This window comes from Sinorhizobium sp. GQ132 (assembly GCF_059758575.1).
In genome coordinates this window covers 302,123-323,712 of record NZ_JCAXDX010000005.1, presented here as the reverse complement: position 1 = coordinate 323,712, position 21,590 = coordinate 302,123, and the positions used below count along the sequence as shown (strand labels likewise).

Below are 21,590 nucleotides of genomic sequence, written 5' to 3'. Positions count from 1 at the left end.
GGATTTTTTGCGTTTTCCTGTGCAGGAACAAAAAGACATTTGCAAGCACTGCAGCTTTGTCACAATCCTATCCTATCAGGACCCTGTCCTCTTCCCGAGCAGGAGAATCGTGCATGAAGATTGCAGTCCTCGGCGGTGATGGTTTCGTCGGCTGGCCCACCGCCTTGCATTTGTCCGATGCGGGCCACGACGTTCACATCCTCGACAATCTCTCCCGCCGCTGGATCGACACGGAACTCGGCGTGCAATCTCTCACGCCGATGGATTCCATCCAGGAGCGCACGCGCATCTGGCACGCCGAAACCGGCCGGCGTATCCACTTCAATCTGATCGATCTCGCCCGCGACTACGAACTCCTGAAGAATTGGCTGGCGGAGCATCGGCCCGATGCGGTCGTCCACTTCGCCGAACAGCGAGCCGCTCCCTATTCGATGAAGAGCGACAGGCACAAGAATTACACGGTCAACAACAACGTCAACGCGACCCACAACCTCCTCAACGCACTGGTCGAACTCGACCTCGATGCGCATCTCGTGCATCTCGGTACGATGGGCGTTTACGGCTATTCCACGATCGGGGCCGCGATCCCTGAAGGCTACCTGCCCGTCGGCATCGAGACCATGGGCGGAGAGACGGTGAACCAGGAAATCCTGTATCCTTCCAACCCGGGCTCCGTCTATCACATGACCAAGTGCCTGGATCAGCTGCTTTTCCAGTTTTATGCGAAGAATGACGGCCTCAGGATCACCGATCTGCATCAGGGCATCGTCTGGGGCACGCATACGGAACAGACGCGGCGTCATCCGCAGCTGATCAATCGCTTCGACTACGACGGCGATTACGGAACCGTCCTCAACCGTTTCCTGATCCAGGCAGCAATCGACTATCCGCTGACGGTTCACGGAACCGGGGGCCAGACGCGTGCCTTCATCCATATTCAGGACTCGGTGCGCTGCATCGAACTCGCGCTCAAGAACCCGCCGGCGCGCGGCAGCCGTGTGGAGATATTCAACCAGATGACGGAAACGCATCGCATCCGCGATCTCGCCGAGATGGTCGCACGCATGACCGGCGCGAAAATCGCTTGGCTTCCCAATCCGCGCAAGGAAGCGGCCGAGAACGAGCTCGTGGTGCAAAACGAGAAATTCCTCGCGCTCGGCCTCAATCCGGTTCGGCTCGAAGACGGGCTGCTTTCGGAAATCGTCGATGTGGCGAAGAAATTCGCCTATCGCGTCGATCGCTCGCGCGTGCCGGCCGTTTCCGCCTGGACGAAGGACATCGCCCCCTTGATCAACCACGATCCGGAGGGCAAGCGGCTGAAATCCGTTTCATGAGCCGCGTCTTCGCCAGTCCGGAGGGGCTCAGCCCCTCCTCTACGGTGACTGCGCGCCACGCTTTCGTGACGCTCGTCACCAATAGCGACTACGCGCTCGGTGCGCGGGCCCTGCTCAGATCGATCCGCCTCACCCGGACGCCCGCCGATATCGTCGTGCTCCACACCGGAGGGGTGGATGCCGCCGCTCTCGAGCCGCTGCGCGAGTTCGACTGCCGCCTGATCGAAACCGACCTGCTGCCGCTCTCGGACGGATTCAACGCCCGGCATCAACGCCGCAACGTGCATGAGCAGGCACCCTTCACCAAAGGACGCAAGCCCGATTTCCATTCGCCGCTCGACAATTTCTGCAAGATAAGGCTGTGGCAACTCGTGGAATACGAACGCTGCATCTTCATCGATGCCGACGCGATCGTGTTGCGCAACATCGACAAGCTGTTTCTCTATCCGGAATTTGCCGCAGCGCCGAACGTCTATGAGAGTCTCGCGGACTTCCACCGCCTGAACTCCGGCGTCTTCGTCGCCGAGCCGGCAGTCGCGACCTTCGAGAAGATGCTCGCGGCCCTCGATGCGCCGGACGCCTTCTGGCCGCGCACGGACCAGACCTTTCTGCAAAGCTTCTTCCCCGATTGGCATGGACTGCCGGTGACGATGAACATGCTGCAATATGTGTGGTTCAACCTCCCTGAGCTTTGGGACTGGCGCTCGATCGGGGTGCTTCACTACCAGTATGAAAAGCCGTGGGAGAAGGATCATCCGCGCGCGGACGCGCTGCGCCCGCTGATCGGTCTCTGGCACGCCTATCTGACCGGCAGGGAGATTCCGGATATTGCCGGTCTTGCCAATCCGCCGCAGCCGGGTCCGACGTCGCCATGACCCGCGTTCTCGTCTCCGGCGGCACCGGATTCGTCGGCCGCTTCATCGTCGAGCACCTGCTGGCAAACGGCTATGAAGTCACGGTCGGCGGGCGCTCGCCGCCCCCTGCTGGCTTGTATTCGCAACGGGTGTCCCATGTGCCGCTGCGGCTCGATGCGGATGCGGACCAGGCCGGCGCGTTCGACGATATCTATTTTTTCGTCCATGCCGCCTTTGAGCATGTCGAGGGCAGATATCGCGGAGGAGAGGGTGATGACCCCCAGGGGTTCCGCCGCGCCAATCTCGACGGCTCCGTTCGCCTTTTCGAGGAAGCGCGCGCCGCCGGCGTACGCCGCTGCGTTTTCCTGTCGAGCCGCGCGGTCTACGGCGACACCGCGCCGCCCCTTGTCGCAGAGACCTCACCTGCCGCTCCGGACACGCTCTACGGACAGGTAAAGCTCGCCACCGAGAACGCCTTGAAGTCGATGGCCGACCACAGTTTCGTCACGACGAGCCTGCGCGTCACCGGTGTCTATGGTCCCGCGGGCCCGGGACGAAAACACAAGTGGAGCGATCTCTTTTCCGATTACATTGCCGGCCGGCCGGTACCATGGCGCATCGGCACGGAAGTCCACGGCGACGATGTCGCCCAGGCCGTCCGCCTCATGCTCGAGACCGAACCGGCGAGAATATCCGGTCAGGTGTTCAACGTCTCCGACGTGCTGACCGACAACCGCGAGATTCTCTCCTTTCTCCAGGCCGCAACCGGCTGTCCGCACCCGCTGCCGCCGGCAGCGGAAGCCGCCGAATTCAAGACGATGTCGACGGAGAAGCTGCGCGCTCTCGGCTGGGTGCCGGGCGGAAGGGAAAGACTGGCTGCGACGATCCGGGAACTTGCGGAGAGACGGTGACTGGCAGGCGGATGAGGGGCGATTTCCCACTTATCCGAGATCGACGACCACAATTTCCGGCGGCACGCCGAAACGGATCGGCGCGATGGAGCAGCCGAGGCCGCCCGAGACGATGAGGTTGCGATCATGCTCGACGATATGACCATAGGCGTACCGGTCACCGAAACGCGACGGCACGACGGGCGAGTGGCCGGCAAAGCGCACCTGTCCGCCATGGGTGTGACCGGATAGCGTCAATGCGACCCGCGAGGGCACCTTCGGAAAAATGTCCGGCTCGTGCGCGAGCAGGATCACTGGCGCCTCGTCCGTCACCTGTGCGAGCGTGCCATCGAGATCGTCGAGCCCGCCCATCCACGCGCGTTTCCACTTCCGTCCCGGCAGGAGCGCAAGCTGGTCCTCGAGCCCTGCGAGCCAGAAAGGGAAGCCGCTCTTCTCAAGCCGGACCGCGCGATTGCTGTGCACCTGAATGCCGGCCCCGGCCAATGCCCGATGACCGAAGGTATCGCCGCCGCCGTTCTTCTGGGCGGTCGCGTCTTCCCACCAATCATGATTTCCCATGATGGCATGGACGCCGAGGGGCGCCGTGAGCGTGGCAAGCGCCTTCGACCACTCGCTCGCATGGACATACCGCGTCACGAGATTCATGCCGGAAGCGTAGTCGCCGAGAAGGACTGTCACGTCGCCGCCGAGGTCGTTGGCGCGCTCGCAGATGGATGCGATGCGGCGCGCAGACATCCAGGGTTCGCAGGCGTGAATATCCGCGAGCGCGACCAGGCGGAGCTTCAGGCCGGGCGTCCAGCCGGGTGGCGTCAGGGCGTAGCGGGCCACCCTCAGACGCGCAAGCGGTTCGATGGCGAAGGCGTAGCTGCCGAGGGCCACGGCGCTCGCCAATCCACCTCCGAGGACCCTCATGAAGCCCCGCCGGGTGATCATTTCAGTCGTCCTCGAGCGTCAGCCGGAATTGGCTTGCCTCGACATCCCGTGGCGGATTGAGGCCGAGATGCTTCCAGGCATTCGCCGTGAGCACGCGACCACGCGGCGTGCGCTGGATAAAGCCCTGCTGGATCAGATAGGGCTCGATGATGTCTTCGATCGCGTCGCGCGGCTCGGAAAGCCCGGCGGCGATGGTCTCGATCCCCACCGGCCCGCCGCCGAAATTCTGGGCGATCATCGTCAGATACCGCCGGTCGAGCTGGTCGAGACCCATGCTGTCGACGAGCAGCCGGGTCAGCGCCTCGTCGGCAATCTTCCGCGTCACGGCCTCCGCCCGTGCGACCTCGGCGAAGTCGCGCACCCGGCGCAGGAGACGGCCGGCGATGCGAGGCGTGCCGCGCGCCCGGCGGGCAATCTCGCGCGCGCCTTCGTCGGTCATGCCGAGACCCATCAGCCGCGCGCCACGCCGGACGATCAGCTCCAACTCCTCGACCGTATAGAAATTGAGCCGCACGGGGATGCCGAAGCGATCGCGCAGCGGCGTCGTCAGCAGTCCGAGGCGCGTCGTCGCCGCCACCAGGGTGAACTTCGCGAGATCGATCTTCACCGAACGGGCCGCCGGCCCCTCGCCGATGATGAGGTCGAGCTGGAAATCCTCCATGGCCGGATAGAGAATTTCCTCGACGGCCGGATTGAGGCGGTGGATTTCATCGATGAAGAGCACGTCGCGCTCTTCGAGGTTGGTGAGCAGCGCCGCAAGGTCACCGGCCTTGGCGATCACCGGCCCGGAAGTCGAGCGAAAATTGACGCCGAGCTCCTTCGCCATGATCTGCGCCAGCGTCGTCTTGCCGAGCCCGGGCGGACCGACGAAGAGCACGTGGTCGAGCGCTTCGCCGCGATTGCGCGCCGCCTCGATGAAGATCTTCAGATTGGCGCGCGCTTCAGCCTGGCCGGTGAAGTCGTCGAGCGTCTGCGGGCGCATGGTCGCATCGAGGTCTTCGCCTCCCTTTTCCGGCGCGATCAGACGTGCGGCTTCGCTCATGTCACTGCTTCCGTTTCGGGCTGTCCGCGGCCATAGGGGCACCGGCGTCGAGGCCGGTCACCGTCGCTGCCGCGCTCAACCATAATAGCGGCGCCCGGATCAATCCAGCGAGAACGGCCAGCGTCCCTCTATTCCAATGCTTTTGTGGCCGCAGGAAGGCTCGTGGCTTCCTCACCGCGACAGCTCCTTCAAGCCGAGGCGGATCAGCTTGGCGCTGTCGCCGCCCTCCCCGCCGTTTTTCAGCGCAGCCGCAACGGCATTGGCCGCCTGGTCTCGCGAATAGCCGAGATTGGTGAGCGCCGAGACCGCGTCCGCAACCGGCGCCGCGGCAACGCCTTCGCCGAGCTCCTGCTTCAGGCCGATCGACGGTGCCATCTCGCCGGCGAAGGCCGGAGCCTTGTTCTTCAGTTCGGTGACGATACGCACGGCAACTTTCGGACCCACGCCCGGCGCGCGCGAGATCGACGTCTTGTCCTGCAAGGCGATCGCGTTGGCGAGTTCCCCGGGGGTCAGCGTAGAGAGCACCGCCAGCGCCACCTTGGATCCCACACCCTGAACGCTCTGAAGCAGTCGGAACCATTCGCGTTCCAACGCGCTCAGGAACCCGAACAGCTTCAGCTGATCCTCGCGCACATAGGTCTCGATGAAGAGAACGGCCGCCTCTCCGGCGCTTCCGAGCTTTCCGAGCGTGCGCGCCGAACAATGGGCGACATACCCGACCCCATGCACGTCGAGAACCACGTGATCCTCGCCGATCTCGTCTATCGTGCCCTTGAGCTTGCCGATCATCTGGTCTCTCTGGATGGTGTTGGTCCGTCGTCTTTGAAGAAATGCCGTTGCCCGGCCTACCCCGCAAGCGCCGCAAGGCGGCTCGTCACCGCCTGCCTGTTATGGGCATGGCAGATGGCGATGGCGAGCGCGTCGGCGGCATCGTTGCCTTTGAACTCGGCCTTGGGCATCAGCACCTTCAGCATCATGTGTATTTGCTGCTTTTCGCCGTGGCCGACGCCGATCACGGCCTTCTTGACGGCGTTTGGCGCATATTCCGCGACCCTCAAGCCCGCCCGGGCCGGCACCAGCATGGCGATGCCGCGCGCCTGGCCGAGCTTCAGCGTCGCCGTCGCATCCTTGTTGACGAAGGTCTGTTCGACAGCGGCCTCGTGCGGCTGATAGCCGTGCACCACCTCGGCAAGTCCGTCATGCAACTGGCAGAGACGGGAGGCAAGATCCATCTCGCCATCGGAGGTGACGGTGCCGGAAGCGACGAATCGCAGCGAATTGCCGAGCGTTTCGATGACCCCCCAGCCGGTGCGCCTCAAGCCCGGATCGATGCCGATAATGCGAATCGTAGTCTGCATGCTTCACCCTATTTCGGTCGGCGGGACGCTGCCAGCAAAAAGTGAACAAAACAAAAACATTGCACAGAAATGGTCGCGCCTTGCCTAAAAGCGCCGGCGCACCCTTGGCGTAAGGAAACTTGAACCTACATTGCGGAAGATCAATTTCTCTTAATTGAAAGCCCCGCCATGATCCCCTTCTCCATTCTCGACCTGTCGCCGATCACCGAAGGGGGCAGCATCGCAGAGTCGCTCGAAAATTCGCGGCGGCTGGCAATCGCCGCGGAGGAGAACGGCTATGAGCGTTTCTGGCTGGCCGAACACCATGGCATGAAAGGCATTGCCAGCGCCGCGACGTCTCTCGTGATTTCGCATGTGGCTTCGGCCACGCGAACGATCCGCGTCGGCTCGGGCGGCATCATGCTGCCCAATCATTCACCGCTCGTCATTGCCGAGCAATTCGGCACGCTTGCGGCGCTTTACCCCGGCCGCATCGATCTCGGCCTCGGCCGCGCGCCCGGCACGGACATGAGAACGGCGCAGGCGCTCCGCCGCAACATGGAGGCGAGCGCCAACAACTTCCCGAACGATGTCGTCGAACTGCAGGCGTTGCTCGGCCCGGCGACCGAAGACCAGAAGATCATCGCCGTTCCGGGCGCGGATTCGAACGTGCCGATCTGGCTGCTCGGTTCGAGCCATTTCAGCGCCCATCTCGCCGGCATGCTCGGCCTTCCCTTCGCCTTCGCCTCGCATTTCGCGCCGGACATGCTGCTTTCCGCGCTCGAAATATATCGCGAGCGCTTCACCCCGTCGGCCCAGCTCGACAAGCCGCATGTCATGGTGGGCGTCATGGGTGTCGCCGCGGACACCGACGATGAGGCGAACCACCTCTTCACCTCCATGCAGCAATCCTTCGTCGCGCTTCGCCGCAATGCCCGCGGGCGCTTTCCGCCGCCGGTCAAATCGATGGACGGCCTCTGGAGCCAGGACGAGAAGATTTTCGTCGACCATGCAATGAGCTACGCGGTGGTCGGCGGCCCCGAGACGATCCGCCGCAAGATCGAGGCATTCGTGGATCTCACCAGAGCGGACGAGCTGATCGTATCAATGCCGATCTTCGACATGGAAGCGCGGTTGCGGTCGGTGAAGCTGTTTGCCCAAGCGCAACGCGATCTCGCCGCCGCCTGACGCGAACAGCAAAGACCCGCATCGCTCGGAGCGATGCGGGTCAATTGCATTGGGATGTTCCGAACGCTCAGGCGGAAAGCTTCGCCAGAACCTCGTCGGAGACCTCGAAGTTCGAATAGACGTTCTGGACGTCGTCGTCATCTTCGAGATTGTCGATGAGCTTCATCAGCGACTGTGCCTTTTCCTCATCCACCGGCACGGTATTCTGCGGCTTCCAGACGGCCTTTACGGTCTCCGCCTCGCCGAGCGCGCCTTCGAGCGCCTTCGATACTTCGCCGATATCCTCGAAGCCGCAGGTGATGGTGTGGCCTTCCTCGTCGGTCTCGACGTCGTCGGCACCCGCTTCGATTGCCGCTTCCATCACCTTGTCGGCGTCGCCGGCGGAAAGCTTGTAGGTGATTTCACCGACCCGATCGAAGGAGAAGGAAACCGAACCGGTTTCGCCGAGCGCCCCGCCCGCCTTGGTGAAGGTGGAGCGTACGTTGGAGGCGGTGCGGTTGCGGTTGTCCGTCAACGCCTCGACGATGACTGCGACGCCGCCCGGGCCGTAGCCCTCGTAGCGAACTTCTTCGTAATTCTCGGCATCGCCGCCCGCAGCCTTCTTGACCGCGCGCTCGATATTGTCCTTCGGCATCGACTGCGCCTTGGCGTTCTGGATCGCCAGACGCAGGCGCGGGTTCATCGTCGGGTCGGGAAGGCCGGTTTTTGCTGCGACGGTGATTTCGCGCGCGAGCTTGGAAAACATTTTGGAGCGCACCGCATCCTGACGGCCCTTGCGGTGCATGATGTTCTTGAACTGTGAATGGCCAGCCATGACGCCCTCTGCATGCGTGATTTTGGTGAGATCGGGCGCCTTATAGTTTCATTGCCGCGTCCAGTCCAGCAGGCGCGTCGTGTTTTCAGGAGACGGAAATGCGTTGCCGCCGTCCTCAAACACCCTGCAGGACATAGATGAGCGGTCTCCTCGGCAGGGAGCGCAGCGACACCTTCACGGAAGGTTCCGTGGCGAAGCGCTTGTCGAAGTCGTCTCCGAACATCGCCAGAAAGTTGTTGGTCATGGGCCTGTGCATCGGCAGGATCAGCGCCGAGCGCAGCCGCGAGACGACGCGGCTCATGCTCTCCGCTCCCATCGTCAGACCGCCGTCCACCGGCACCATGAGCACGTCGAGGCGGCCGATTTGCCGGTAATGGCTTTCGTCGAGCTCGTGGTGCAGATGGCCGAGATGGCCGATGCAGAGCCCGGCAATCTCGAAAATGAAGATCGAATTGCCGTCCCGTTCCATGCCCTCGAAGCCTGAACGGATATCCGTCGTCACATTGCGGATATAGGCGTCGCCGACGACGAGATCATGATCCGCCGGCTCGCCGTTGTCGCCCCAGCCGTGCAGGACATGCCGGATCGCCGGATCTGGCGCCAGGGTGTAATGACTGGAATGGGCCCTGTTCATCGTCACCACCGTTGGCGGCGACGGCGTGCGGAACCAGCCGTTGTAGTCGGTGGCGATCGAAACTCCGCCCGGCGTTTCGATCAGGAAGGTCGAATGACCGAGAAAGGTGATCGTCACCTCGCTTGTGTCGGCAGAGGCCACGGGAGTGGCGGCGGGGACCGAGAAGCTGGCGAACGTCGCCGCCGGCGTGGCTGCCGCGATCGCCTGGCATTGGCTCACATGGGCTTCCGCCTGCTGCGCGTGCGCCGGTGTCGGCCAGAGCGCATGGATAATCCAGATGACGGTCACGGTGTAGGCAAGGTATCGCAGCAGCATCCTTCACCTCTCGCATGTGCGGGAAGAAAAACTTGCTCTGGTACTCCGCCCGCATAGCGCATTGCTGCTCATGCCGGGCGGCACGCAGGATCATTCAAGGCCGCGATCGCGTCCAGCGTCTAACGACCGGCGGCCGCTCACAATTGCGTCATTGCCGATGCACCGGTCTCTTCACTCCCCCGGCGCCGGCGCCGGCGCGGCCGCCGGTGCACGCTTGCGCCGCAATGAGCGCAGGGCCACATAGAAGACCGGCGTCAGGAACAGGCCGAGGACGGTGACCCCGAGCATGCCGGCAAAGACCGCCGTACCGAGCGACTGGCGCATTTCGGCGCCGGGCCCGGTGGCGATGACCAGCGGCACGACGCCGAGGATGAAGGCGAAAGCGGTCATCAGGATCGGCCGCAGCCTGAGCCGGCTCGCATCGATCGCCGCCTCGATCGGCGTCTTGCCCTCCTCCTCGCCCTGGCGGGCGAATTCCACGATGAGGATCGCGTTCTTCGCGGCAAGACCGATCAGGACGATAAGCCCGATCTGGGTCAGCACATTGTTGTCGAAGCCCCGGATCGAAACGCCGAGAAGCGCAGCGAGCACGGCAAGCGGCACGATCAGGATGATGGCCAGCGGCAGCACCCAGCTTTCGTATTGCGCAGAGAGCGCCAGGAAAACGAAGACCACCGAAAGCGCGAAGATGAAGACCGCAGTGTTGCCGGTCTGGCGCTCCTGCAAAGCGAGTTCCGTCCATTCGAAGGTGGTGCCCTGCGGCAGGATCTGACCTGCAAGCGCTTCCATCTTGTCCAGGGCGCTGCCCGTAGAAACGCCCGGCGCCGGATTGCCCTGAACGGGGACCGAGACATACATGTTGTAGCGCTGGACGAGCGCCGGTCCGCTCGTATCGCGGATCTCGACGAGCGTGCCGAGCGGCACCAGGGCGCCCGAGGCGGAGCGTACCTTAAGCGCAAGTATGTCCTCCCGCTCCAGCCGGAATTGCTGGTCGGCCTGGGCACGGACCTGATAGACGCGGCCGAAGGCGTTGAAATCGTTGACGTAGGACGTCCCCAGATTGATCGAGAGTGTCTCGAAAATATTGGGAATCGGGACGTTCAGCGCCCGCGCCTTGTCGCGATCGATCGCCAGGAAGAATTGCGGGCTGGAGGCCGTGAAGGTGGTGAAGACGCCGGTCAGCCCCTCCGTCTGGTTGGCCGCTCCCATCATCTGATGGGCGAGCCCGAGCGCCCGGCGCATGTCGGCGCTCTGGCGGTCCATGATCTGCATCTTGAAGCCGCCCGAATTGCCGATGCCTCGCACGGAGGGTGGCGGAACGGCGATGATGAAAGCCTCCTGAATGCCTTGCATCGCACCGAAGATCTGGCCGATGATCTGTTCCGCACTCTGCTTTTGCTCGAGGCGTTCTTCGAAGCTGTCGAAGGGCGTGAATATCACGCCGGAATTGGATGCATTGGTGAAGGTCGCGCCGTTGAAACCGGCAAAGGCGACCGCATCCTTTACGCCGGGTACCTCCCGGATAATCTCCGAGGCCCGCCGGACGACCTTATCGGTGCGCTCGAGAGAGGCACCGTCCGGAAGCTGAATGACGACGATGGCATAGCCCTGGTCCATCGTGGGTATGAAGCCGCGAGGTACGACCTGTGCCATGTACCAGGTGGCTCCGAGCAGGGCGACGAAGACGACGAGCGCCCCGGCTAACGCGATCCGCGTCCTGACGAGGTGGCGCACCGTCCATGCATAGCCATCGGCCATGCGGTCGAAGCCGCGGTTGAAGCCGTTGGCAAAACCGCGGCCGATCCGCGTCAGGGGATTGCGGCTCTCATGCTCGTGGTTCTCGTGCGGCCGCAACAGGATTGCGGCAAGCGCCGGCGAGAGCGTCAGGGAATTGACCGCGGAGATCACCGTCGCGACTGCGATCGTCACCGCAAATTGCAGGTAGAACTGCCCGGCAATACCCGGAATGAACGCGGTCGGCACGAACACTGCCGTCAGGACGAGCGAGATCGCTATGACCGCGGCGCCCACCTCGTCCATAGTCACATGCGCCGCCTCTCGCGGCGTCATCCCGCGCGCGAGGTTGCGCTCGACGTTCTCGACAACGACGATCGCGTCGTCGACCACGATGCCGATCGCGAGAACCAGGCCGAACAGCGTCAGCATGTTCAGTGAAAAGCCGAAGGCATAGAGAAGCGCGAATGTGCCGACGAGCGAAACGGGGATGGCGACGATCGGAATGATCGCCGTGCGCCACGACTGCAGGAACACGATCACGACCAGAGCGACGAGGAGCGCGGCCTCCCCGATCGTCTTGTAGACCTCGTCGATGGATTCCGAGATGAATTCCGTCGGATTGTAGATGATCCTGTATTCGAGCCCTTCGGGAAAATCCCGCGAAAGTTCGGCCATCGTCGCCTGGATCGCGTCGGCCGCAGCGAGCGCATTGCTGCCGGGGCGGGAGAAGATGCCGAGCGCGACGGCGGGGCTGCCGTTGAGATAGCTGTTGGTCACGTATTCGCGCGCACCGAGTTCGATGCGGGCGACGTCCTGCAACTGGACGAGCCTGCCTTCTTCGGTCGCTTTGACGATGACGTAGCGGAACTGGCGAGCGTCGCTGAAGCGGCCGTCGGTGGTCACCGTATACTGGAAGGCGCTGTCGCTCGACATCGGCGGACCGCCGATGGATCCGCCCGAGACCTGGACGTTCTGCTCGCGCAGCGCGGAGACGACATCGCCTGCGGTCATGCCGTAGGCGGAGAGCTTCTGCGGGTCGAGCCAGATGCGCAGCGCATATTCACGCTCGCCGAACAGAAGAACGTCGCCGACTCCGTCCAGCCGGACCAATATGTCGCGGATGCGCGTGCGGGCGTAGTTGGAAACATAAAGCTGGTCATAGCGGTCGTTCGGCGAAAGCAGATGAACGACCATCATCAGGTCCGGCGAGCTCTTCGTCGTGGTTACGCCGATGCGCCGGACTTCCTCGGGAAGCCGGGGCTCGGCGATCGAAACACGGTTCTGCACCAGCACCTGCGCCTGATCGAGATCGGTCCCGAGCTTGAAGGTGATCGTCAGCGCCATCGAGCCATCAGCGGTGGCATAGGAGGACATGTAGAGCATGTTCTCCACGCCATTGATCTCCTGCTCGAGCGGGGTGGCAACGGTATTGGCGACGGTCTCCGCATCCGCGCCCGGATAGGAGGCGCGCACGACGATGGTAGGCGGCGCGATCTCCGGATACTGCGCCACCGGAAGCTGGAAATAGGCGATGCTGCCGACGATCAGCAGAACGATCGAAAGCACCGACGCGAAGATCGGTCTGTCGACAAAGAAATGCGCGAACCTCATTGGGCATTCTCCGCCGATTGCGCGGCCTCGGGGGGCAGGACGATGAGCTCGGGTTTAACCTTCACGCCCGGACGGACGCGCATGAGACCGTTGACGACGATCGTCTCGTCCCCCGTCAAGCCACTGCGGATGACCCTGTAACCGTGGAGCCTGGGACCAAGACGCACCGGTTTGGTTGCGACGCTGCCATCCTCGCCTACCGTGTAGACGATGCGTTCGTTCTGGTCGGCGGCGATTGCCTCGTCCGGCACCAGAACCGCCCGGTAGGTGTTCGATCCCTCCACTTCTACGCGCCCGAACAGGCCGGGCTGCAGGATCAGTTTGGGGTTTGCGAGGCGCGCGCGCACCCGCATCGTACCCGTCTGGTTGTCGACCCGGTTCTCCGCGAAGTCGAGCTTGCCCTCGAACGGCGGCTCGTTGGCGTCGGCGATCGTGACCAGCACCGGAATGGAGCCCGCCCCCTCCTGCAAAGCGCTGCCGCGGTCCCGAGCCGTACGTGCATAGGAGAGCAGCCGGCGCTCGTCGACGTCGAAATAGAAATCGATCGGATCGAGCGAGACGATCGTCGTCAGCACCGTCTGGTCCGCTTGTACCAGATTGCCGGGGGAAATGAGACGCCGGTCGACGCGTCCGCTCAGCGGCGCCGTGATGGTCGTGTAATCCAGATCCAGCTTCGCGCGCTCGACGGCCGCCTCGGCGCCGCGCACATTCGCCTGGGCCGCGAGCAGCGCACGGCGGTCGTCGTCAAGCCTGGACACCGAGAGCGTGCCCGATTCCGCGAGCGATTCCGTTCGCTTGAACGTGGTCTCCGCGAAGACAAGGGTCGATCGCGCAGCCTCGAGCGAGGCTTCCGCCTGGGAAAGGGCGGTGCGGAACGGCCGCTGGTCGATGACGAAGAGCTTGTCGCCCTTCTTCACCATGGCGCCGTCGGTGAAGAAGACCTGATCGAGATAGCCGCCGACCCGTGCGCGGATCGCGACCTGGTCGACCGCTTCGAAGCGGCCGATGAATTCGTCGGCGTCGACGACATCGCGCACGACGGGTTTGGCGACGGTCACCGTCGGCAACTGCGCATCCTGCGCGCCTGCCGGGACCGAGACGAGAAGGGAGACGAAAAAGCCGGCGATGGCCGGCAGACGCCACTTTCGCAACATGCACGCTCTCCAGATATCTGAACGTCAGATCGCCGGCACCGGGACTGCAATTGGTGCGGCGCCTTTGGATACCGGAGCGCCACAGCGACTCTGTGCGCCCGACCGAGCTGCGACGCTATGGAACTCCGGCTGCATTACCTGCATGTTTCCCTTGATCGTTTTCGGTCAAAGGAAGACACATGCAGCAATCAAAATGCTGCAGCGACCTCTGCGCGTCTGAGGAACGCGCGGCGCTGTACGCCGGGATGAGGGAAAATATGAGCGCTTCCGCCCGCATCCCGTTTCAATTATTGGCATGGAAACTTACGAATAGCGGCCGCGTGCGGTGCGGCTCTCATTTTGGTCGCTAACCTGCCACCATTTGGCGGGTCTGTCACCCTTGAAAAAAGGAGATCCGAACAGAGCGCCCGCATCTGGAAATGGATGCGCAGACGGAGGATGCTTTGCCGCTCAAACCCAGAATTGCGGGATCGTCTCGGCCAGGCGCGGGCCGATCCTGAGCGGCGCGATCTTCTCCGCCAACCCCGTCCGGTCCGAAATCTCGATCCCGACGCCGCAGATGGTGGCCGGGCCGGATGCCGCTTCGAAGCGACCCTTGGGCATCTTCGAGATGAAGCGGTTGAGCGGCTCTTCCTTGTCCATCCCCAAGGACGAGTCGTAGTCGCCGCACATGCCGGCATCGCTCATATAGCCGGTGCCACCGTTGAGTATCTGATGGTCCGCCGTCGGCACATGGGTATGCGTGCCGACCACCAGGCTGGCACGCCCGTCGACGAAGTGGCCGAAGCATTGCTTCTCGCTCGTCGCCTCGGCGTGAAAATCGAAGACGACTGCATCGGCCTGCTCGCCGAGAGGGCAGGCGTCGAGGATCGTCTCGGCCGTCTTGAAGGGATCGTCGAGCTCGGGATGCATGAAGACGCGCCCCATGACATTGGCAACCAGAACGCGGGCGCCGTTTCGCGCGAAGAAGAGATTGGAACCGCGACCCGGAGTCCCGGCAGGATAGTTTGCCGGCCGCAGGAACTGATCGTGCCGCTCGCAGAAGACCACCGCCTCCTTCTGATCCCAAACGTGATTGCCGGTGGTCACTACGTCGGCACCGGCGCTGATCGTCTCGAGAAAGATGTCTTCGGTGATGCCGAATCCGCCGGCAGCGTTCTCGCCATTGACGATAACGAAGTCGAGCTTGAGATCGCTCACGAGTCCCGGGAGGCGCTCCCAGACGGCCATGCGGCCCGTCTTGCCCACCATATCCCCCAGAAACAGAAGTCGCATGCCGTTCAATCCCGCTTGGACCAAGGCAATCTGGATCGACTCCAATTCATGCACGTGGTCGGTTCAATGAATTTTAAGCAGGATGTGGCGGAATCCGCGCAAAATCCTCATCCCGCTCAGAAATGCCGAAAACCGCTCTCCGTCAATACGGCGTCCAGCGCCACGTCGTGCGGTTCAGCCGGCACTGATGCCACTTCCTGGCAGTCGAATGCAATCCCGATCAGGCGCGGCATGTGGCCTTTGCGGCGCAGCCGGTCGATCGCCCGATCATAATAGCCGGCGCCATAGCCGATCCGATGGCCCACGGCATCGAAGGCCGAGAGCGGTACGAGCATGATGTCCGGATCGACTTCCGGCGCATCGGGGCCAGGGCCAGTGGTGCCGAAACCGGTTTCGACGACCGCGATGCCGTCGAGCAGTTCCCGGAAAACGATGGCCTTGCTGTCCAGGATCACCGGCAGGCAGAGGCGCGCACCGCGATCCCTGAGCCGCACCATCAGCGGCCGGACGTCGGCCTCCGAACGGATCGGCCAGAAGCCCGAGACGACGTGTCCGGGATCGAGCGCGATGACCTCGGCCGCATGATCGGCCATGGCAAGGCTCGCCTCGATACGCGCTTCCGCCGGCATGGCATCGCGGAGCGCCAGGCGCTCCTTCCTCAAAGCTGCTTTCAGATCCTTGGGTGACATCCAACCTTCCCCTGCGGGCAAATATTGCCGCGGTGACCAACCTCAACGCCATGCCATAGCGCAAAACGACCCCGAAGCGGAACCACGCGGGCGCCGCTTTCGCAATACTTCGCGACTCGTGCGTGTGTCACAATGGCTTTGGATGCCAATTCTCGAAGGAAGTTGCCTCAGAGCATCCAGTGCAGATGCCGGACTGCGTCACGGTGGCGCCGGTCTTCCTCGCATGCGAGGCGATAGGTGTCGGGGATAGCGGCGTCTGCCAGAAGGTGCCGGTCGCCGCGGCGGCTCACCAGCGCCCATTGCGTGCGAAGCGAAAGCCACAGCCGCCAGCGCGCAAGGGCCGTCGCAAGCGGCGGGGAGGAGCTTCTGACGGGCTGTGCTGAGACGACCAGAACGGGCATGGCGAGGACCTCGGAAGGGATGGCGACAGGTCCATCTTTGCGCCGTCCTTGACATGTGACAAATGAATTGCAACCATGCCTGTCATCAGCGTTTCTTATGGCAGCGACATGACAGCACCGCTCGACAGCGACCTGCTCAGAACCTTCCTGGCGGTGGCCGACACCGGCAATGTCACACGCGCTGCCGACATGGTGCGGCGAACCCAATCGGCCGTCAGCATGCAGATCCGCAGACTTGAGGATCTCATCGGATCCGCGCTCTTCGAACGCCATTCGCGTGGCGTGATACTGACCGGTGAAGGCCGGCGCCTTGTCGACAATGCACGCCGTATCGTTACCCTCCTCGACGATACGGCTGCGGCGATGCGCTCACCGGCGCTCGACGGGTCCGTCCGGATCGGGATTTCCGAGGAATATGTCAACTCCACCCTGCCGAAGGCGCTCGGCGCTTTCGCGGCCATTCATCCCGGCGTCGAAGTGACGGTGCGTCAGGAAACCTCCATGGCCAACTCGGCGGCGCTCGCGGCCGGAGAACTCGACATCGCCGTCGTCTTCGAGCCGGGCGGACGAACCCGCAGCGAGGTTCTGATGGTAAACCCAACCGTTTGGGCCACCTCCGAGCAGCATGGCACCCATTTGCGGCAGCCCCTGCCCATCGCGACCTATACCTATGCGGAAGGCGGCTGGTGCGACGACCTGGCCCTGCGCAGCCTGACGACCCGGAATATCGAGAACCGCGTCGCCTATGTGAGCCGCACGAGCGGCGGGCTCATCGCCGCCGTCGTTTCAGGCCTCGCCATTGCGCCCCTGTCGCGAAGCACCATACCGCCCGGCTGCCGCGAGCTCACCGAGGCGGATGGCTTCGGCATCATCGATATGTCGAATGTCGTGCTGCGGACGAGGCGCGGGAACCGGTCGCCGACGGTCGAGGCGATGGCGGATGCAATCCGCCGCGCTTTCCGGGCACCGAGCGAGAAGGAAAGGGAAGAAGTGCGATCCACGACGACCGATGGAGAGTTTACGATCCCGGGTACCTACTAGGTAGGTGGGCACCGTATGCCCGGACCCACGGGTCCGGCCAGGGACAGTTCCCTTGAGATCGTGTATGGCCCCGGGGATTGTGGTTCCTGTCGGGAAGCGCAGATCGCCCCGCAGATATAGAGCGTCCCGGGGCTTTTCACCAGAGCCGGATGCCGCGGAGCTGCATAATTTCTGCGAAATCGCAGGCCGGACTCAATTTGCCGGGGGAGTCGGCCGCCCGTTGAGCTTGGCGGCGATGTCCTGAATCTGCGCCGTCACTTCACCGAGCGCCGAGGCAAGCGCCTCCTCGCTTCTCGTGTGATCCGAAAGCGCGGTGTCGCGGCCTCTCTTCAGATCGTCCACTTCGGCTTCGATACTCTTCAGCCGGCGATTGACCTCGCTCAACTCGTCCATGACCATGATGCCTGCCATGACGGTGATCCTGAGGTCGCCTATTTCGCCGAACTGGGCCTTCAGATGGCCGACATACTGGTCGAACCTGGTCGCGAGGTCGCCGAGGTGCTCTTCCTGCCCTTCCTCGCAGGCCATGCGATAGGCCTTGCCGTCGATCGTTACCGTCACCTGCGCCATACGTTCAGAACCTCAGCGATCCAGCACCGCGCGAATGGTCTCCATCGCCGTCACGAGACGACGGGATACCTCGCGATTGACCTCTTCCAACCGGTTGGCGCGGAATTGGGATTGGTCGAGTTCCTGTGCCAGGCGAGACCGGTCCTCATTGACCCGCCTGACCTCGCCTTCGAACTCGCTCACATCCTTTTCCTTGTCGAAGCGGCCGTCGATCGCGATTTCAAGTGACTGAACCGCGTTGCGCAACTCGTCGATCGCCGCCTTGACCGTCTTTGCCGGCATGTCTTCCGATACCTCTCTAGGGGGAGCGGCTTCGCCCTGCCCTAAAACAAAGTGCGGAGCGCTTGCACCTTGCCTGGACGGGCCTCGCTCCAAGGCCGAATCGTAGAGCTTTCATCACTTCGGCCCTTTTCTTTTTAAACCTATTACGCAAGTCTCAACAATGCCAAGCGCGGCATTGAACTGCGGAAGCTGTGGATGGTCGATTTCGCCTCCCGAACCGGCAACCGGCCGGCGGCGTTCCTGCCGTTCGAGAGGCACCGCGCGGGGGCCGCCGCATTTGGTCGCGGAGGGCCCGTATTTATTGACTCGGCTCACGCACCTGCTATGTGTCTGCCGCTTCTCATGCGGTCTTTGGAGGATAGAGACCGTCCCCTGACCACCGAACGCAAACGGAACAGTCATGATCTCTCGCGAAAAACACGACCGGATGGCGAATGCAATCCGCTTCCTCTCCATGGACGCCGTCGAGAAGGCAAATTCCGGCCACCCCGGCCTCCCGATGGGCGCCGCCGATATCGCAACAGTGCTGTTCACCCGCTATCTGAGCTTCGACCCTAAAAACCCCGCCTGGCCGAACCGCGACCGCTTCGTCCTGTCGGCCGGCCATGGGTCCATGCTGCTCTATTCGCTGCTCTACCTCACGGGCTACGACGACATCACCATCGACGAGATCAAGAACTTCCGCCAGCTGGGTTCGCGCACGGCGGGCCATCCGGAATACGGCCACGCCGCCGGCATCGAGACGACCACCGGTCCGCTCGGCCAGGGCATTGCCAATTCCGTCGGCATGGCGATCGCCGAGCGCAAGCTGCGCGAGGAGTTCGGCAGCGAGTTGATGGAGCATTATACCTATGTGCTGGCCGGCGACGGCTGCCTGATGGAAGGCATCAGTCAGGAAGCGATCGCGCTTGCCGGCCACCTGAAGCTCAACAAGCTGATCGTCTTTTGGGACGACAACAACATCTCGATCGACGGTCCGATCTCCATTGCCGACTCGACCGACCAGCACGCCCGCTTCCGCGCCAGCAAATGGCACACGATCGCCATCGACGGCCATGATCCCGAAGCGATCGCCGCCGCGATCGAGGAAGCCCAGAAGTCCGACAAACCGACCATGATCGCCTGCAAGACCGTGATCGGCTTCGGTGCGCCGAACAAGGCCGGCACGCACAAGGTCCACGGCTCTCCGCTCGGGGCCGAGGAAATCGCCGCCACCCGCAAGGCCCTCGGCTGGGAAGCCGAGGCTTTCACGGTTCCCTCCGACGTGCTCGACGCCTGGCGCATCGCAGGCCTGCGGTCGGCCAAGGCGCGCAAGGAATGGGAAGAGCGGCTCGAAGCCGCAGAGGCGGAGAAGAAGGCGCAGTTCGTCCGCCGCTTCTCCGGCGAGCTCGAAGGCAGCCTCGCCTCGGCGATCGGCGCCTACAAGCAGAAGCTTGCCGAGACCAAGCCCTCGCCGGCGACGCGAAAGGCTTCGGAGGATGCGCTGGAAGTCATCAACGGCGTACTTGCCGAGACGATCGGCGGCTCCGCCGACCTGACCGGCTCCAACAATACCAAGACGAGCCAGACGCACTCCATCACGCCGGACGATTTCTCCGGCCGCTATATCCACTACGGCGTGCGCGAGCACGGCATGGCGGCCGCGATGAACGGCATGGCGCTGCATGGCGGCCTCATCCCCTATTCCGGTGGCTTCCTGATCTTCTCGGATTACTGCCGCCCGTCGATCCGCCTTGCCGCGCTCATGGGCATCCGCGTCATCCACGTGCTCACGCATGATTCCATCGGTCTCGGCGAGGACGGGCCGACCCACCAGCCGGTCGAGCACATGGCCGCGCTTCGGGCCATCCCCAACCTTCTGATGTTCCGCCCCGCGGATGCGACGGAGACCGCCGAATGCTGGCAGCTTGCCCTGGAAAACCGCAAGCGCCCCTCCGGTCTTGCGCTCACCCGCCAGAACCTGATGGCGGTGCGCACGGAATATGAGGAGCAGAACCTCTGCGCCCGCGGCGCCTACGACCTGATCTCCGCAAGCGATGCGCAGGTCACGATCTTCGCCACCGGCTCGGAAGTCGAGATCGCCGTCAAGGCCTGCCAGACGCTGACCGCCAAGGGCATTGCGACGCGCGTCGTCTCCGTCCCCTGTTTCGAGCTTTTCGCCGAGCAGAGCGAGGACTACCAGCAGGCAATCATCGGCACGTCGCCGGTCAAGATCGCCGTCGAAGCCGGCATCCGCCAGGGCTGGGACCACTTCATCGGCAATGACGGCATCTTCATCGGCATGTCGAGCTTCGGTGCTTCGGGCCCCTACAAGGATCTCTACAAGCACTTCGGCATTACGCCGGAAGTCGTGGTTGCGTCCGCCGAAGCCAAGCTGTCCTGATCAAGCCAGGAGGACATTCCCCGATGCCCTCCTTTCCACCCCACGCATTCTGACAGGGAGAGACCCGATATGACAGTGAAAGTCGCCATTAACGGTTTTGGCCGCATCGGCCGTAACGTTCTCCGCGCCATCGTCGAATCCGGCCGCACCGACATTGAAGTCGTTGCCATCAACGACCTCGGTCCGGTCGAGACCAATGCTCACCTGCTGCGCTTCGATTCCATCCACGGCCGCTTCCCGGCCGACGTGAAGGTCGACGGCGACGCGATCGTCATCAACAACGGCAAGCCGATCAAGGTGACCGCCATCCGCAATCCGGCGGAACTGCCGCACAAGGAACTCGGCGTCGACATCGCGATGGAGTGCACCGGCATCTTCACCGCCCGTGACAAGGCAGCCGCTCACCTGGAAGCCGGCGCCAAGCGCGTCATCGTCTCGGCCCCGGCCGACGGTGCGGACCTGACCGTCGTCTACGGCGTCAACCACGACAAGCTGACGAAGGATCATCTCGTCATCTCCAACGCATCCTGCACGACCAACTGCCTGGTACCGGTCGCTAAGGTGCTGCACGATGCCATCGGCATCGATCACGGCATGATGACCACGATCCACTCCTACACCAACGACCAGCCGTCGCTCGACCAGATGCACAAGGATCTCTACCGCGCCCGCGCCGCGGCGCTGTCGATGATCCCGACCTCCACGGGTGCGGCCAAGGCGGTCGGCCTCGTTCTGCCGGAGCTCAAGGGCAAGCTCGACGGTATCTCGGTGCGCGTGCCGACCCCGAACGTCTCGGTGGTCGACCTGAAATTCGTCGCCAAGCGCGAGACGACCAAGGAAGAGATCAACGCCGCCATCAAGGCTGCCGCCGACGGCCCGCTCAAGGGCGTTCTCGGCTACACGCTTCAGCCGAACGTCTCGGTCGACTTCAACCACGACCCGCATTCCTCGGTCTTCCACATGGACCAGACCAAGGTGATGGAAGGCAAGTTCGTGTCGATCCTGTCCTGGTACGACAATGAATGGGGCTTCTCGAACCGCATGGCGGATACGGCGGTTGCCCTGAGCAAGCTCCTCTAAGACCG

General features: G+C 63.3%; 19 protein-coding genes, 1 other RNA gene and 1 pseudogene. 7 read left to right on the top strand and 14 right to left on the bottom strand.

Annotated features, from left to right (window positions below; genetic code table 11):
• Positions 1–113 precede the first annotated feature (113 nt).
• The 3 genes from AC6CIG_RS15800 to AC6CIG_RS15790 are packed head-to-tail and all read left to right on the top strand — an operon-like array spanning position 114 to position 3,099.
• Entirely contained in the window at positions 114–1,334 is a 1,221-nt protein-coding gene (locus AC6CIG_RS15800; protein ID WP_018096840.1) for an NAD-dependent epimerase/dehydratase family protein, read from the top strand.
• Entirely contained in the window at positions 1,331–2,209 is an 879-nt protein-coding gene (locus tag AC6CIG_RS15795; protein WP_127708986.1) for a glycosyltransferase, read from the top strand. Before AC6CIG_RS15800 ends, AC6CIG_RS15795 begins: the two co-directional genes overlap by 4 nt.
• Positions 2,206–3,099 carry an NAD-dependent epimerase/dehydratase family protein gene (locus AC6CIG_RS15790; protein ID WP_498322981.1) on the top strand — a complete coding sequence of 298 codons (894 nt, stop codon included), beginning with the start codon at positions 2,206–2,208 and terminating at the stop codon, positions 3,097–3,099. The genes AC6CIG_RS15795 and AC6CIG_RS15790 overlap by 4 nt, the downstream gene beginning before the upstream one ends.
• A 30-nt stretch (positions 3,100–3,129) precedes the next feature.
• Here AC6CIG_RS15790 and AC6CIG_RS15785 read toward each other — a convergent pair whose 3' ends face one another.
• The 4 genes from AC6CIG_RS15785 to ruvC form a co-directional block, all read right to left on the bottom strand.
• The gene (locus AC6CIG_RS15785; protein ID WP_127708990.1) at positions 3,130–4,032 is read right to left on the bottom strand and encodes a metallophosphoesterase; all 903 of its coding nucleotides are present in this window, start codon (positions 4,030–4,032) and stop codon (positions 3,130–3,132) included.
• A 1-nt stretch (position 4,033) separates the two neighbouring features.
• Positions 4,034–5,074: a Holliday junction branch migration DNA helicase RuvB gene (ruvB, locus tag AC6CIG_RS15780; protein ID WP_018096836.1), complete on the bottom strand. Its 1,041-nt coding sequence runs from the start codon at positions 5,072–5,074 to the stop codon at positions 4,034–4,036.
• Positions 5,075–5,245: 171 nt separating this feature from the next.
• Positions 5,246–5,863 (bottom strand): Holliday junction branch migration protein RuvA, encoded by a 618-nt coding sequence (gene ruvA, locus AC6CIG_RS15775; protein ID WP_003535964.1) that lies wholly within the window; start codon positions 5,861–5,863, stop codon positions 5,246–5,248.
• A gap of 56 nt (positions 5,864–5,919) precedes the next feature.
• The gene (gene ruvC / locus AC6CIG_RS15770; RefSeq protein WP_018096835.1) at positions 5,920–6,432 is read right to left on the bottom strand and encodes a crossover junction endodeoxyribonuclease RuvC; all 513 of its coding nucleotides are present in this window, start codon (positions 6,430–6,432) and stop codon (positions 5,920–5,922) included.
• A gap of 168 nt (positions 6,433–6,600) precedes the next feature.
• Here ruvC and AC6CIG_RS15765 point away from each other — a divergent pair, with 168 nt between their 5' ends.
• Positions 6,601–7,599: an LLM class flavin-dependent oxidoreductase gene (locus AC6CIG_RS15765; RefSeq protein WP_127708992.1), complete on the top strand. Its 999-nt coding sequence runs from the start codon at positions 6,601–6,603 to the stop codon at positions 7,597–7,599.
• 67 nt (positions 7,600–7,666) lie between these two features.
• On the opposite strand, the gene AC6CIG_RS15760 is transcribed toward AC6CIG_RS15765, so the two are convergent.
• The 7 genes from AC6CIG_RS15760 to AC6CIG_RS15730 all read right to left on the bottom strand — a co-directional run bounded on the left by AC6CIG_RS15760 (position 7,667) and on the right by AC6CIG_RS15730 (position 16,229).
• Positions 7,667–8,413: a YebC/PmpR family DNA-binding transcriptional regulator gene (locus tag AC6CIG_RS15760; protein WP_010970171.1), complete on the bottom strand. Its 747-nt coding sequence runs from the start codon at positions 8,411–8,413 to the stop codon at positions 7,667–7,669.
• Positions 8,414–8,528: 115 nt separating this feature from the next.
• Positions 8,529–9,362, bottom strand: a complete 834-nt coding sequence (locus AC6CIG_RS15755) for an MBL fold metallo-hydrolase (RefSeq protein WP_018096833.1) — start codon at positions 9,360–9,362, stop codon at positions 8,529–8,531.
• A 171-nt stretch (positions 9,363–9,533) separates the two neighbouring features.
• Positions 9,534–12,710, bottom strand: coding sequence for an efflux RND transporter permease subunit (locus AC6CIG_RS15750; RefSeq protein WP_127708994.1), 3,177 nt, complete (start codon positions 12,708–12,710; stop codon positions 9,534–9,536).
• Entirely contained in the window at positions 12,707–13,864 is a 1,158-nt protein-coding gene (locus tag AC6CIG_RS15745) for an efflux RND transporter periplasmic adaptor subunit (protein ID WP_018096831.1), read from the bottom strand. The genes AC6CIG_RS15750 and AC6CIG_RS15745 overlap by 4 nt, the downstream gene beginning before the upstream one ends.
• A 450-nt stretch (positions 13,865–14,314) precedes the next feature.
• Entirely contained in the window at positions 14,315–15,139 is an 825-nt protein-coding gene (locus AC6CIG_RS15740; RefSeq protein WP_026168796.1) for a TIGR00282 family metallophosphoesterase, read from the bottom strand.
• Positions 15,140–15,255: 116 nt separating this feature from the next.
• Positions 15,256–15,828: a 5-formyltetrahydrofolate cyclo-ligase gene (locus AC6CIG_RS15735; protein WP_026168795.1), complete on the bottom strand. Its 573-nt coding sequence runs from the start codon at positions 15,826–15,828 to the stop codon at positions 15,256–15,258.
• Positions 15,829–15,995: 167 nt separating this feature from the next.
• Entirely contained in the window at positions 15,996–16,229 is a 234-nt protein-coding gene (locus AC6CIG_RS15730; protein WP_018096829.1) for a hypothetical protein, read from the bottom strand.
• A gap of 75 nt (positions 16,230–16,304) precedes the next feature.
• Between AC6CIG_RS15730 and AC6CIG_RS15725 the strand changes: the two are divergent.
• Positions 16,305–17,129: pseudogene (locus AC6CIG_RS15725) on the top strand (LysR family transcriptional regulator); the annotation flags it as partial.
• A 90-nt stretch (positions 17,130–17,219) separates the two neighbouring features.
• On the opposite strand, the gene ssrS reads toward AC6CIG_RS15725, so the two are convergent.
• The 3 genes from ssrS to AC6CIG_RS15710 all read right to left on the bottom strand — a co-directional run bounded on the left by ssrS (position 17,220) and on the right by AC6CIG_RS15710 (position 18,122).
• A non-coding RNA gene (gene ssrS / locus AC6CIG_RS15720) (6S RNA) lies at positions 17,220–17,378 on the bottom strand.
• A gap of 84 nt (positions 17,379–17,462) precedes the next feature.
• On the bottom strand, positions 17,463–17,840 hold the full coding sequence (locus tag AC6CIG_RS15715) for a cell division protein ZapA (protein WP_100672970.1): 378 nt from the start codon (positions 17,838–17,840) through the stop codon (positions 17,463–17,465).
• Positions 17,841–17,852: 12 nt separating this feature from the next.
• On the bottom strand, positions 17,853–18,122 hold the full coding sequence (locus AC6CIG_RS15710) for a DUF4164 domain-containing protein (RefSeq protein ID WP_018096826.1): 270 nt from the start codon (positions 18,120–18,122) through the stop codon (positions 17,853–17,855).
• 400 nt (positions 18,123–18,522) lie between these two features.
• On the opposite strand from AC6CIG_RS15710, the gene tkt reads away from it, so the two are divergent.
• Both tkt and gap read left to right on the top strand, forming a co-directional pair.
• Positions 18,523–20,505, top strand: coding sequence for a transketolase (gene tkt / locus AC6CIG_RS15705; protein WP_018096825.1), 1,983 nt, complete (start codon positions 18,523–18,525; stop codon positions 20,503–20,505).
• A 69-nt stretch (positions 20,506–20,574) separates the two neighbouring features.
• Complete coding sequence (gap, locus tag AC6CIG_RS15700; protein WP_018096824.1) at positions 20,575–21,585, top strand: type I glyceraldehyde-3-phosphate dehydrogenase; 1,011 nt, start codon at positions 20,575–20,577, stop codon at positions 21,583–21,585.
• Positions 21,586–21,590: the final 5 nt, after the last annotated feature.